We start from the raw sequence: 12,809 nt of genomic DNA, 5'->3' as shown, positions 1-12,809 counted from the left end.
ATTCCTCATTCCACCCCGAGTTGCAACAGATCTCCAGGCTGTCCACCGTGGTAGATCATCACCTCGACGCCGGGGTGCCGCTGCGAGATGTGATCGGCCAGTTCCGTGTCCAGCCCGTCCGGCGCCTCCGACCCCATCAGGAGCGTCACCAGTTCGCCACCCGCGCCGAGGACGAGGTCGACGAGTCGCCGTCCGGCCGCGACCGCGTCCGGTTCGATGACGATCACCTCGTGACCCATCAGTCCGATGCCGTCGCCCGGTTCGCACGTGCCCACATAGGTGAGGGCCCGTTCCCTGGCGATGCGCAGCGATCCCCAGCGGGTGGCGGCGGCGGCCTCCGACATCGCGAAGGCGTCGTCCACCGCCTCACGCTCGGGGTCGTGCACCGCCAGGGACGCGAGTCCCTGCACCATCGCGGACGTCGCGAGCAGCAGGACCTCGTGCCGGGCGTCCCTCGCCGCGGCACTGACCGCGACGAGTTCCTGCGCCGTCAGCGCGCCGTTGGGGAGGACGAGCACCTCGGTGCGTCCCATCTGCCTGATGATGCCGAGGAGCTGGGCCCGGGTGACGGGGGCGTCGTCGCATCGGAGGACTGTCGCGCCCTCGCTAGCGAATAGTTCGGCGGCACCGTCACCGGCCACGACGGCGACGATTCCCCGCTCCCCCTGATCCGGCCGGGTCCGGACCGGTGGAACGAGCAACCCCTGGTCCCGCGCATCCACGAGGAAGCTGCTGACCCGGATTCCGTGGATGCGTCCCGCCGAGAGGCCGGCCTCCACGGCTGCGCCCGCGTCCGTGCAGTGCACGTGCACCGACCAGCCTCCGCCGCCGTCGCCGACGATCACGATCGAGTCCCCGAGGGCGTTCAGCGTGGTGCGCAACTCCGCCATGCGGTCCTCGTCGGACTCCGCGACCAGGTACATCACCTCGAAATCCTGATCCGAACCCTCGTCGCAGTCGGGTCCGGGTCCCGGATGCGCGTGCGGGCCCTGCGACGCGGGCGGCGCGGAAACGGGGACGAGCTCTGCGCGATGCCTGGACGGGGTGCGGCGCGGAACGTGGAGCGCGATCGGTGCGCGATCGGGCGGTGCCCCCGTCACCGCTGTGACGAGAGCGTCGAGGATCACGACGAGGCCGAGTCCTCCCGCATCGACGACGCCTGCGGTGCCGAGCACCTCGAGTTGCGACGGCGTCCTGGTGAGCGCGGACGCCGCCGCATCCGCGGCTGCGCGGGCCGTGACCGCGATCGGCGCCTCGTCCGGATACTCCGCCGCGGCGTCGGCGGCGCAGCGCAGCACGGTGACGATGGTCCCCTCCACCAGGTAGCTCACCGCGTCCGTCACCAGGTTGGTGGCCATCAGCAGCCCGGTCCGGACGGTCCTGGTGTCGACGGCGGGGGTAACGGCTGCTTCCGCAATCCCTCGCAGCACCTGGGACAGGATCACCCCGGAGTTCCCGCGCGCGCCGGCGACCGCGCCCCGAGCCAGGGCGATGGCCACCTGCCGGACGTCCTTGGTGCCGCTGCCCGCGAACTCGTCGATCGCACCCAGCGCCGCACGCATCGTGAACAGCAGATTGGTGCCCGTGTCGGAGTCCGGGATCGGAAAGACGTTGAGGCTGTTGATCTCCTCGCACCGCTTTTCCAGACCCGCGACGGCGGTCCGCGCCCACGATTCGAGGACTCGCCCGTCCATCGGGAGCTCAGGGGCCACTGTCATCCTCTCCGGCCAGGGAATGGGAAGGTGCCGTCAGACTAGTCGGGGGACGATGATCGGGCCCGCGGTCCGAGCGCTTCGGGACCGGGTTTGGCCAATCCGCACTCGAGCGGCTACTCTTGCACGGTTGCCTCGTACAGGGCGCGCTTGCTGTGTCCTGTCTCCACGAGGCCAGCAAATTTCACAGTTCACTATCTTGAAGGAGTTCGCGACTATGGCTGCCGTCTGCGACGTATGCGCCAAGGGGCCCGGCTTCGGTAAGTCGGTCTCGCACTCGCACCGGCGTACCAACCGTCGCTGGAACCCGAACATTCAGACTGTTCGTGCCGAGGTTGCCCCCGGAAACACCCGGAAGGTCAACGTCTGCACCTCCTGCCTGAAGGCTGGAAAGGTTGCTCGGGGCTGACCCGACGCTGCGTGCGATGTCACTGCGCCCCCGACACTTCGGTGTCGGGGGCGCAGTTTTTTATGTCGCCACACCTGTCCGATTCGGCGTCGTCGCAGCGCATCGGGGCACGTCGGGCCCCGGCGGGGGCCCACGTAAGGTGCAACGGTGACTTCACTCGATGGACTCAGCAAAGTACAGCTCGAAGACGGCGTCCTGCGCATCACGATCGCGACGGCGGAGAACGGCACCTCGCTGGACGGCGAGGGCATGGTGCAGGGTGCCCGGGCACTCGAAGCAGTCGGTGACCGAATCGGCAGCGTCCTTCTCGTCGGGGAGGGCCCGAACTTCTGCGCGGGCGGCAACGTCCACGCCTTCGCGTCCGCACCGGTGCGAAGCGAATACGTCGCCGAGGTGGCGCGCGTGTTCCACGAATTCGTTCGTGCGCTCGACGCCGTGACCGTTCCGGTGATCGCCGGTGTTCACGGGTGGGCAGCGGGCGCCGGCATGAGCCTCGTGTGCCTGACGGACGTCGCCATCGGCGGCCCGGGCACCAAGCTGCGCCCGGCCTACCCTTCCATCGGCTTCACCCCGGACGGCGGCATGTCGTGGACCCTCCCGCGCATCGTCGGCGACGCCCGGGCGCGCGAGATTCTGATCACCGATGCCGTTCTCAGCGGTGACGAGGCCGTCCGCCTGGGCATCCTCAGCCGCCTCGTCGGCGACGACGTCGTCCAGGACGAGGCGCTTCGGCTGGCCCGCACCCTCGCGGCCGGCCCGACGCCGTCCTACTCGGGGATCAAGACGCTCGTGCGCGCCTCCCGATATCGCACGCTCGCCGAGCAACTCGACGCGGAGGCCGCGTCGATCGCCACCGCGGCCGACAGCCCGGTGGGACGCGAGGGCGTCGACGCCTTCGTCGAGAAACGGCGTGCCGATTTCTCGTCTGTGCAGTGAAACGGCGTGCCGACTTCTCGTCTGTGCAGTAAGGAAATTCGCCGTTTACGGCAGCTGCCAGTTCACCGGTTCGGCGCCCAGGCCGTCGAGGAGTTCGTTCGCGCGGCTGAACGGCCGCGAACCGAAGAATCCGCGCGACGCGGACAGCGGTGAGGGATGCGCCGACTCGATCGTCGGCACGTCGCCGAGCATCGGTTTCAACGTGGATGCGTCCCGGCCCCACAGAATTGCGACGAGGGGTTCGGGGCGCGCCACGAGAGCGCGAATGGCCTGCTCGGTCACCGCCTCCCAGCCCTTCTTCCGGTGTGAGGCCGGGAGTCCGGGCTGCACGGTGAGAACCCTGTTCAGCAGAAGCACTCCCTGACGCGACCACGGGGTGAGGTCCCCGGTGGTGGGCGTCTCGTGGCCGAGGTCCTTGCTGTATTCGGTGAAGATGTTGCCGAGGCTGCGCGGGACGGGGCGCACGTCCGGAGCCACCGAGAAGCTGAGACCGACCGCGTGACCGGGTGTGGGGTACGGGTCCTGACCCACGATCAGGACCTTGACCTCGGAGAACGGGTGGGTGAACGCCCTCAGGACGTTCTCTCCGGCGGGAAGGTACTCACGCCCGTCGGCGATTTCCGCGCGCAGGAACTCACCCATCTCCGCGATCCGTCCGGACACCGGTTCGAGTGCGTCTGCCCATCCGGCCTCGACGAGGTCCGCCAGCGGCGCCGCCATCAGTCGAGCCTGCGCAGCGAGTCGCGGTAGTAGGCCGCGTTCGCGGCGTACATCTTTACGTTCATCTCGAGGTGCCCCTCGGGAACCTCGTAGCCCTGCCGGATCTTCGCGGGGACGCCGAGCGCCATGCTCCGCGGCGGAACCTCGAATTTGAACGGAACGACAGCGCCGGCACCGACGACCGAACCGGCGCCGATGACCGAACCGTTGAGAACGACCGAACCGGAGGCGATCAGGCAGTGGTCGCCGATCGTGGATCCCTCGATGTGCGCCGCGTGACCGACGACGCACCCCGTGCCGATGACGGTGGGATCGATCATCGTGCAATGGATCACGGTGCCGTCCTGGATGTTCGTGTCGGCGCCGACGGTGATGGTGCCGTAGTCGGCGCGGAGCACGGCCTGCGGCCACACCGAGGTGCCTGCCGCCAGGGTCACGTTCCCGATCACCACGGCGTCGGGATGGACGTAGGCGTCCGGATGGATGTCGGGTTCGCGGTCCCCGAGCGCGTAGATAGCCATGCGTGCAACCTATACCGAGAAACTCTGCCAGCCGCCGGCCCCCGGCCAGGTCTCGCCGTCGACCGAGATGCCGGACCCGTCGTGCACCGCGCCGATCGCGGTCCACCCCGCCGGGAGCGGGACGGCGGCGGGGAAGGTGGCGGCGAAACCGTGGTCCTCTCCCCCGGTGAGCACCCATTCCCAGTGGTCGACGCCGAGAACCTTCGCTGCCGACACCAGTTCGGGTGAAACGGCCAGGTCGGATCGGGTGAGGGACATTCCGACGCCGGAGGCGTCACAGATGTGACCGAGGTCGGCGAGGAGCCCGTCGGAGATGTCGGTCATCGCGTGGGCGCCCCCGTCCGCGGCGGCCCAGGCGGCGGAGTACGGCGGAGTGGGGACTCGATGCGCGGCGAGCAGGTCCGGGAAATCCGAGGACCCGCCGAGCAGCAGCGCGAGACCGGCCGCCGACCGGCCGAGTTCGCCGGCCACCGCGACGACGTCGCCGGGCCGCGCGCCCGACCGCCGGATCGGGCTTCTGCCACCGAGATCACCGAGGACGGTGACGGAAATCACGACCTGTCCGGCCTGCACGAGATCACCGCCCACGACGCCGGCCCCAAGTTCCTCGGCGCTTTCCCCGATTGCCGCCGAGATGCCGTCCGCCACGTCGATCGACGTGTCCGGCGGGAGACCGAGGGAGACCAGGAAGGCCGTGGGCCGCGCCCCCATCGCCGCGACGTCAGCCGCATTCTGTGCCACCGCCTTGCGGCCCACATCGCGTGGGGACGACCAGTCGAGCCGAAAGTGCCTGTCCTGCACCAGCATGTCGGCGGACACCGCCACCCTGCCGTCGTCCGCTCGGACCAGGGCGGCGTCGTCGCCGGGGCCGATCAGAGTGGACGGGGGCTGCACCCGGCCCTGCACCGCTCGGCCGATCACGGCGAACTCGCCGACGTCGGCGACGGTGAGGGGCGGGGTCGGGTCCGGGGAATCCGTCGGTGTGATGGTGTGCCTCCAGTGTCGGGTGGCCCGTGCAGCGGCTGTGGGTCCGGTCGACGGAATGTGCGACTGCGGTACCTTTTAGCTGTTGCCGGGACTTCTCGGCACGTGACCGATCAGCGCGCCGAAGCACCCGCGACTCTACCGAGATCGATGCGGCGCGGAGCAGGGAAGGGCCGTAGCGAGAGTGCAAGCGTTCATCCTGATCCAGACCGAAGTCGGCAAGGCTGCGGCGATCGCGACCGAGATCGCGAAGATCACCGGAGTCCGGACCGCCGAGGACGTGGTCGGGCCGTACGACGTCATCGTGCGGGTGTCCGCTGACGAGGTCGCTCCCGTCGTCAAGGAGATCCGTCAGGTCTCCGGCATCACCCGCACCCTCACCTGCGACGTCCCCGAAAAGTCTGCGAACAAGAACTGAGCATGTCCGACCTCGAACCCGAACAGAACACACCCGCCGGCAACTCCGACCCGGTCCCCGCGGAGCGGCGGAATCCCGCACTCATCGCGACGGCCGTGGCGCTTCCCGTGGCCCTGGTCATCGGCAGCGTCGTCGCGGCGGTGTTCGCCGGGCGGAACCCGGCGAAGGAACCCGTGTCGCTGGGCCCCGTGCCCGCACCCGCATCCGGCTCCGCGGAGTGCGCCACCCTGATGGCGGGCCTCCCCGACGCGCTGGGCGACTACACGCGCGCCGAGCTCACCGAACCCGCACCCGAGGCGACGGCGGCGTGGCAGCCGGCCGAGGGTGAACCACTCGTCCTGCGTTGCGGTCTGGACCGTCCCGCGGAGTTCGATCAGGCTTCGGCGCTGCAGGTGATCGACGGAGTTCAGTGGTTCGAGATCTCGGGTGCGAGCGCCGGAATCGACGCGAGCAGCTATTTCGCCGTCGACCGCGGCGTGTACATCGGACTCACGGTTCCCACCGGGGTGGGACCGACGCCGCTTCAGGACATTTCCGGCGCGGTGTCGCAGGCGTTGCCGCAGAAGCCCCTCGATCCGGCGCCCGTGGCGAATCCCTGAGCGCCGGACCGCGGTTTCTCTAGCGCAGACCGATGCCGCGCGCGAGGGCGGTGTCGACCAGGGTCGAGACGAGGGTGCCGTAGTCGACGCCCACCGCGCCCCACATGCGCGGGTACATCGAGATCGACGTGAATCCCGGCATCGTGTTGATCTCGTTGATCACCGGGCCGTCCTCGGTCACGAAGAAGTCGACCCGCGCGAGACCCTGGCAGTCGAGCGCGGAGAACGCGCGCACCGCGAGTTCGCGGATCTCGTCGCTGACCGATTCGTCGAGTTTCGCGGGCACGTCGAACTCGCACACGTCATCGAGGTATTTGCTGTCGAAGTCGTAGAACGCCTCGTCGTCGCCAGCGCCTTCCGGCATCCGGATCTCGGCGATGACGCTGGCCCGCACGTCGCCGTCCGGGAACTCGAGGACTCCACACTCGACCTCGCGGCCGATGATCCCCGATTCGACGATCACCTTGGGGTCGTGCAGGCGGGCGTGGGCGATGGCGTCGTCGAGCGCGGCCCACTCGGCCACCCGGGTGATACCGATCGACGATCCGCCACGGGCCGGCTTCACGAACACCGGGAGGTGGAGGCGGGACTTCTGTTCGTCGGTCAGTGTGGCGGTGCCCGGTCGCAGGACGACCTGGAACCCGATGGGCAGGCCTTCCGCGGCGAGCAGCTTCTTCGTGAATTCCTTGTCCATACCGGCAGCGCTGGCGAGTACGCCGGGACCGACGTACGGGACACCTGCGAGTTCGAGCAGGCCTTGGATCGTGCCGTCCTCGCCATAGGCGCCGTGCAGGACGGGAAAGACGACGTCGACCGAGGCCAGGATCTTGCCCGCTTCGCCGTCGTCGAGGGCGACGAGGTCGCCGGACCGTGTCGGGTCGGCGGTGAGGGCCAGTGCGGACCCGTCGGCATCGACGCTGGGCAGTGCCCGGCCGCGGATGGACAGCGTTTCGGGGTCGGTGGAGCCGAGGACCCACGAGCCCTCGGTGGTGATGCCGATCGGCACCACCTCGTACCGTTCCGGGTCGAGGTTCCTCAGGACGCTTCCGGCCGACACACAGGACACGGAATGCTCGTTGCTGCGGCCACCGAAGATGACGGCTACCCGGGTACGCGGTTTACTCACGACACAAACCGTACCGTCGCCGCGACACGCTCACCGCACCCACCTCTCCTCATATTTCCTTCGCCGACCTCACGACACGTCGAGCCCTGCACTCACAATGCGGACAGGGCCTGCTCGAGATCGGCGACGAGGTCTTCGGTGTCCTCGATTCCGCACGAGATCCGCACGAACCCGTCGGGTACCGGGTCTCCCCACCGGGCCCGGCGGTCGGCGCTGGTGTGGATGCCACCGAAGCTCGTCGCGGGCACGAGGAGTTCACTTCCGGCCACCAGTCGGTGGAACTGTTCGGCGGAGTCCACCTCGAAGCTCACCAGCCCGCCGAATCGACGCATCTGACCGGCGGCGACGGCGTGCGCAGGATCTCCGGGCAGACCCGGATACCGGACGCGGTGGGCCACCGGGTGTGACTCGAGCAAGACCGCCACGGCAAGGGCGTTGGCGCACTGACGCTCGAAACGCAGACCGGCCGTCCCGAGACTCCGGTGGGCGAGCCACGTCTCGAACGGCCCCAGCACCGTGCCGGACAGGGCCCTCTCGCGTTCCATCCCGGCCAGGAAGTCGGCGTCCGACGCGGCGATGTATCCCATGAGGAGATCACTGTGACCGCTCAAAGCCTTTGTGCCACTAGCGACTACCACGTCGGCACCGAGTTCGAGCGGTTGCTGGCCGAGCGGGGTGGCGGTCGTGTTGTCCACCACGAGAACGGCGCCCGCGTTCGCGCACTGCTCGGACACGGCGCGTAGATCCACCACGTCGAGGGAGGGGTTGGCCGGAGTCTCGGCCACCACCACCGTCGTCCCCTCGGCGGACGCCAGCAGTGCGGCGGCCGCCTCGCCGGCCATGTCGGCGGTCCTCAGTTCGTGCACGGTGATGCCCATCGGCTCCAGGCGCTCCCGCGCGTACGCGCGCACCTGGTAGTAGCCGTCGGACGGAACGACCACGGTGTCGCCGGCGGTGAGCAGACTCCTCAGCACGACGGTGACCGCCGACATCCCGGAGCCGACGACGAGCGCGCCCGCGGCGCCTTCGAGCGTCGCCAGCGCCGATTCGAGGTCGCGCCAGCCCGGATTGGAGGCACGCGCGTAGGTGTCGGACTCGGTTCCCTCGTCCGCGCTCAGCTGATACGGCGCCGCGAAAACCGGCCCCCTCTGCATCGGCGAGCCGGGAACATTTTCTGCGGCAACGGCTTTGACGCAGCGGGTGGAATCACCACTCACGAGCTCACTCCGGCTTCGTGCGACGGCCGAGCAGCTGACCGATCGCGTCCTGCACCACGACGCCCTCGTGGCACACCCGGTGCACGGCATCGGTCAGCGGCATCTCGACGTCGTAACTGGCCGCGAGAGCCCGCACGGACGAGCACGATTTCACACCCTCGGCGACCTGACCGTGAGTAGCCGCCTGGGCACTCTCGATCGAACCACCCTGACCGAGGCGTTCACCGAACGACCGATTGCGCGACAGGGGCGACGTGCACGTCGCAACCAGATCGCCCACTCCCGCGAGACCCGCGAGGGTGGCAGGTTTCGCACCGAGGGCCACTCCCAGCCGGATGATCTCGGCGAGACCACGAGTGATGATGCTCGCAATCGTGTTCTCTCCCAGACCGATTCCCGATGCCATACCGCAGGCGAGGGCAATGACGTTCTTGCAGGCGCCACCGATCTCACACCCGATGACGTCCGAATTCGTGTACGGACGGAAGTATCCGGTGGCCGAGGCCTTCTGCAGTTCCAGTGCCCGCGTCGAATCCGTGCACGCGACGACCGTCGCCGCCGGTTGACCGATCGCGATCTCCCGGGCCAGATTGGGCCCGGACAGCACGGCGACACGCCCCGGGTCTGCGCCGGTGACCTGGATGATCACCTGACTCATCCGCATGAGGGTGCCGGTTTCGATGCCCTTGGCGAGGCTCAGCAGGGTGGCGTCCTCGGGGATCATCGGACTCCAGACCTGCAGATTGTCGCGCAGGGACTGCGACGGCACCGCGAGGACGACGATGTCGGCGCCGTCGAGTGCGGCCCGCGCGTCGTCGGTGGCGGTCAACGACGGAGGCAGGGCGATGCCCGGCAGGTAGTCCGCGTTCTCGTGCCGCGACACGATCGATTCGGCGACCTCAGCGCGTCGCGCCCACATGGTGACATCGGTCCCGGCATCGGCCAGGACCTTCGCAAATGCAGTCCCCCATGAACCCGCTCCCAGTACCGCAGCCTTGCTCACACAGCCCCCTCGTCGTTCGTTACCCGATGCGTCGCCCACAGTATTGCCGATGCCGAGGTCGGGCGCCGCCCCGCTACCGAACTCGTTCGCTGCTCAGCCGCGACCGGGCGTCCGGAGCACCGCCCCGCGCGGGCTGGCAAGATATCCGCATGAGCACAGCGACCCGATCCGTGGCGCCGCGCGCGCACGTTCTCGTCGCGGTGAAGGAACTCCACGCGGCCAAGACGCGGCTGTCGGGTGTCTTCGACACGGCGGACCGCACCGGACTGGTCCTGTCGATGCTGCGCGACACCCTGGCCGTCGTCAGCGACGTCGCGACGGTCGTCGGTGTCACCGTGGTCACGCCGGATCCCGCGGTGGCGCGGCTCGCGCGCAGTGTCGGCGCGCACGTCTACGCCGACCCCGCACCCGTTTCCGCCGAGGATCGGCCGGACGAGGGCGGCACCGAGCACAGCCTCAATGCGGCGCTGTCGGCGGCGGCCGAGCACGTCCGCCGCAACGAGCGCGGAGTCGACGTCGTCGCACTGCAGGCCGACCTTCCGTCTCTGCGCGGAGGCGAATTCGGTGAAGCACTCGCCGCGGCGAGAACCGGTGGCAGGTCGGTCGTCGTCGATCATCACGGCACCGGAACCGCCGCACTGTTCTCCTGCGACCCGGAGATTCCGCTCGATCCCCGGTTCGGACCGGGATCCGCGAAGCGGCATCTCGAGTCCGGGGCGCGGCCCCTCGACGGGCACTGGCCCGGTCTGCGAACCGACGTCGACACCGCCGACGATCTCGATGCCGCGCAGGCTCTCGGCGTCGGACCTGCGACGCGTGCCGCCCTCGACGCTCTCGAACACACCGACCCCTCGCGCTGCGGAAACGAGTAGGCCGCGCGCGCCGTGTGAATTTGCCCCATCGATTGTCGGCGGCCGAATTCTCGAGGGATGATCGTGGAGTGAGTAACCGAGAAGCACTCGACCAGCAGACCGACGTCGACGGAAAGAACGGAACCCGCGACAGCATCGTCACGGCCAATCCCACGAACGTTCCGATGGCGCCACCCGCTGCGACGAGTGCCCTCACCAGCGCGCTGACCGACGGACTCCCCGAAGATCGTTACCTGAACCGCGAACTCAGTTGGCTCGATTTCAATGCCCGTGTCCTCGCCCTCGCCGAGGACACGTCGCTGCCGTTGCTCGAGCGCGCCAAGTTCCTCGCCATCTTCGCGTCCAATCTCGACGAGTTCTTCATGGTCCGCGTGGCCGGACTCAAGCGCCGCGACGAGACCGGGCTGTCCGTGCGGTCCGCCGACGGTCTCTCCCCGCGCGAGCAGCTCTCGCTGATCGCGACCCGGACCCAGGAGATCTCGGAGAAGGCCGCACGGGTCTTCCTCGACTCCGTTCGTCCCGCGCTTGCCGCCGAAGGGATCTCCATCATCGGATGGGACGATCTCACCGACGACGACCGCGAGCGCTTGTCGGTGCATTTCCAGGACCAGATCTTCCCCGTGCTCACTCCGCTCGCCGTCGACCATGCCCACCCGTTCCCGTACATCAGCGGGCTGAGTCTCAACCTCGCGGTGACGGTGAAGGATGCGGTGACCGGTGGCGAACACTTTGCGAGGGTCAAGGTTCCGGACAACGTGGGCCGGTTCGTCCGCGTCCGCCGCGACGAAACGCCCTCCTCCATCGACGCGTTCCTGCCCCTGGAAGATCTGATCTCCGCTCACCTCGACATGCTGTTCCCGGGCATGGAGATCGTGGAGCACCACGCGTTCCGGATCACGCGCAACGCCGATTTCGAGGTCGAGGAAGACCGCGACGAGGATCTTCTGCAGGCCCTCGAGCGTGAGTTGGCCCGCCGCCGCTTCGGTTCACCGGTGCGGCTCGAGGTCGCGGACGACATGACCGAGCACATGCTCGAACTTCTCCTGCGCGAACTCGACGTCGATCCCGGCGACGTCATCCAGGTACCCGGATTGCTGGATCTGTCGTGCCTGTGGCAGGTGTACGCGGTCGATCGGCCCGCCCTCAAGGACGCACCGTTCGTCCCGGCAACGCATCCGGCGTTCGGCGAGAGAGAAACACCCAAGAGCGTCTTCTCCACACTCCGCGACGGCGACGTCCTGGTCCACCACCCGTACGACTCGTTCTCCACGAGCGTCCAGCGCTTCATCGAACAGGCCGCGGCCGACCCCCAGGTTCTGGCGATCAAGCAGACGCTCTACCGCACTTCGGGCGACTCCCCCATCGTCGATGCATTGATCACCGCCGCCGAGGAGGGCAAACAGGTTGTGGCACTGGTCGAGATCAAAGCGCGATTCGACGAGCAGGCGAACATCAAGTGGGCCCGCAAACTCGAACACGCGGGTGTGCACGTGGTGTACGGACTCGTCGGGCTCAAGACCCACTGCAAGACGTGTCTCGTGGTCCGTCGCGAAGGGTCCACCATCCGGCGTTACTGCCACATCGGTACCGGCAACTACAACCCGAAGACTGCCCGCCTGTACGAAGACATCGGCCTCCTCACCGCCGCACCCGAGATCGGCGCGGACCTCACCGACCTGTTCAATTCCCTCACTGGCTACTCGCGGAAGACGCAGTATCGCAACCTGCTCGTCGCGCCGTACGGTGTGCGCCGGGGAATCATCGAGCGGATCGACGGTGAGATCGCGCACAAACTGCGGGGCGAGGACGCCGGAATCCTGCTGAAGGCCAACGCCTTGGTCGACGAGCAGGTGATCGACTCGCTCTACCGCGCGTCCCGGGCCGGTGTGCCCGTCGAAATCGTCGTGCGTGGCATCTGCGCCCTCAAACCCGGAGTTCCCGGCCTGAGTGAGAACATCCACGTCCGGTCGATTCTCGGACGATTCCTCGAGCATTCCCGGGTGTTCCATTTCCGCGGCGCCGACGAATACTGGATCGGCAGCGCAGACATGATGCACCGCAACCTCGACCGACGCGTCGAGGTCATGGCGCAGGTGAAAGATCCTCGACTCACTGCTCAGATAGGCGAGATCGTCGACTCCGCGCTCGATCCCGTCACGCGGTGCTGGGTGCTCGGGTCCGACGGCCGGTGGGTTCCGTCGCCTGCCCGCGGCGAGGAGGTTCGCGACCACCAGGAGGCCATGATGCGCAAACGAATGGGCACCGGATCCTGATCGCGGCGAGTCCGCGGCA

Annotated in this window: 13 protein-coding genes; 6 read left to right on the top strand and 7 right to left on the bottom strand. The window is 68.3% G+C overall.

Annotated elements, in window-relative coordinates:
* Nucleotides 1-5: 5 nt before the first annotated feature.
* Entirely contained in the window at nt 6-1,694 is a 1,689-nt protein-coding gene (locus tag PSR88_RS33190) for a DAK2 domain-containing protein (RefSeq protein WP_081437492.1), read from the bottom strand.
* Between the two features lie 235 nt (nt 1,695-1,929).
* Here PSR88_RS33190 and rpmB point away from each other — a divergent pair, with 235 nt between their 5' ends.
* Nucleotides 1,930-2,121, top strand: a complete 192-nt coding sequence (gene rpmB / locus PSR88_RS33185) for a 50S ribosomal protein L28 (RefSeq protein WP_005240429.1) — start codon at nt 1,930-1,932, stop codon at nt 2,119-2,121.
* Nucleotides 2,122-2,268: 147 nt separating this feature from the next.
* Complete coding sequence (locus tag PSR88_RS33180) at nt 2,269-3,057, top strand: enoyl-CoA hydratase/isomerase family protein (protein WP_009479699.1); 789 nt, start codon at nt 2,269-2,271, stop codon at nt 3,055-3,057.
* 45 nt (nt 3,058-3,102) lie between these two features.
* Here the strand turns inward: PSR88_RS33180 and PSR88_RS33175 are convergent, their stop codons facing one another.
* Genes PSR88_RS33175 through PSR88_RS33165 form a run of 3 tightly spaced genes read right to left on the bottom strand, consistent with a single transcriptional unit; the run spans nt 3,103 to nt 5,219 of the window.
* Nucleotides 3,103-3,777, bottom strand: coding sequence for a uracil-DNA glycosylase (locus PSR88_RS33175; protein WP_011598385.1), 675 nt, complete (start codon nt 3,775-3,777; stop codon nt 3,103-3,105).
* The gene (locus tag PSR88_RS33170; RefSeq protein ID WP_011598384.1) at nt 3,777-4,298 is read right to left on the bottom strand and encodes a gamma carbonic anhydrase family protein; all 522 of its coding nucleotides are present in this window, start codon (nt 4,296-4,298) and stop codon (nt 3,777-3,779) included. The genes PSR88_RS33175 and PSR88_RS33170 overlap by 1 nt, the downstream gene beginning before the upstream one ends.
* Nucleotides 4,299-4,307: 9 nt before the next feature.
* Nucleotides 4,308-5,219, bottom strand: a complete 912-nt coding sequence (locus tag PSR88_RS33165; protein WP_016883098.1) for a thiamine-phosphate kinase — start codon at nt 5,217-5,219, stop codon at nt 4,308-4,310.
* Between the two features lie 247 nt (nt 5,220-5,466).
* Here PSR88_RS33165 and PSR88_RS33160 point away from each other — a divergent pair, with 247 nt between their 5' ends.
* Both PSR88_RS33160 and PSR88_RS33155 read left to right on the top strand, forming a co-directional pair.
* On the top strand, nt 5,467-5,700 hold the full coding sequence (locus PSR88_RS33160; protein WP_009479695.1) for an Lrp/AsnC ligand binding domain-containing protein: 234 nt from the start codon (nt 5,467-5,469) through the stop codon (nt 5,698-5,700).
* A gap of 2 nt (nt 5,701-5,702) precedes the next feature.
* On the top strand, nt 5,703-6,299 hold the full coding sequence (locus PSR88_RS33155) for a DUF3515 domain-containing protein (protein ID WP_016883099.1): 597 nt from the start codon (nt 5,703-5,705) through the stop codon (nt 6,297-6,299).
* 19 nt (nt 6,300-6,318) lie between these two features.
* Here PSR88_RS33155 and PSR88_RS33150 read toward each other — a convergent pair whose 3' ends face one another.
* The 3 genes from PSR88_RS33150 to PSR88_RS33140 form a co-directional block, all read right to left on the bottom strand.
* Nucleotides 6,319-7,425, bottom strand: coding sequence for a D-alanine--D-alanine ligase family protein (locus tag PSR88_RS33150; protein WP_009479693.1), 1,107 nt, complete (start codon nt 7,423-7,425; stop codon nt 6,319-6,321).
* Nucleotides 7,426-7,517: 92 nt separating this feature from the next.
* On the bottom strand, nt 7,518-8,642 hold the full coding sequence (locus PSR88_RS33145; protein WP_016883100.1) for a cystathionine gamma-lyase: 1,125 nt from the start codon (nt 8,640-8,642) through the stop codon (nt 7,518-7,520).
* A 4-nt stretch (nt 8,643-8,646) separates the two neighbouring features.
* Nucleotides 8,647-9,645, bottom strand: a complete 999-nt coding sequence (locus PSR88_RS33140; RefSeq protein WP_009479691.1) for an NAD(P)H-dependent glycerol-3-phosphate dehydrogenase — start codon at nt 9,643-9,645, stop codon at nt 8,647-8,649.
* A 170-nt stretch (nt 9,646-9,815) separates the two neighbouring features.
* Between PSR88_RS33140 and cofC the strand changes: the two genes are divergently transcribed.
* Both cofC and PSR88_RS33130 read left to right on the top strand, forming a co-directional pair.
* Nucleotides 9,816-10,517, top strand: a complete 702-nt coding sequence (gene cofC / locus PSR88_RS33135) for a 2-phospho-L-lactate guanylyltransferase (RefSeq protein ID WP_411755681.1) — start codon at nt 9,816-9,818, stop codon at nt 10,515-10,517.
* 68 nt (nt 10,518-10,585) lie between these two features.
* The gene (locus PSR88_RS33130) at nt 10,586-12,790 is read left to right on the top strand and encodes an RNA degradosome polyphosphate kinase (protein WP_009479689.1); all 2,205 of its coding nucleotides are present in this window, start codon (nt 10,586-10,588) and stop codon (nt 12,788-12,790) included.
* Nucleotides 12,791-12,809 lie beyond the last annotated feature (19 nt).

The organism is Rhodococcus sp. DK176, from assembly GCF_038447315.2.
GTDB classification, from domain to species: domain Bacteria; phylum Actinomycetota; class Actinomycetes; order Mycobacteriales; family Mycobacteriaceae; genus Rhodococcus_F; species Rhodococcus_F jostii_A.
The sequence above is the reverse complement of the archived record's forward strand: the minus strand, read 5'-3'. Positions and strand labels throughout refer to the sequence as shown.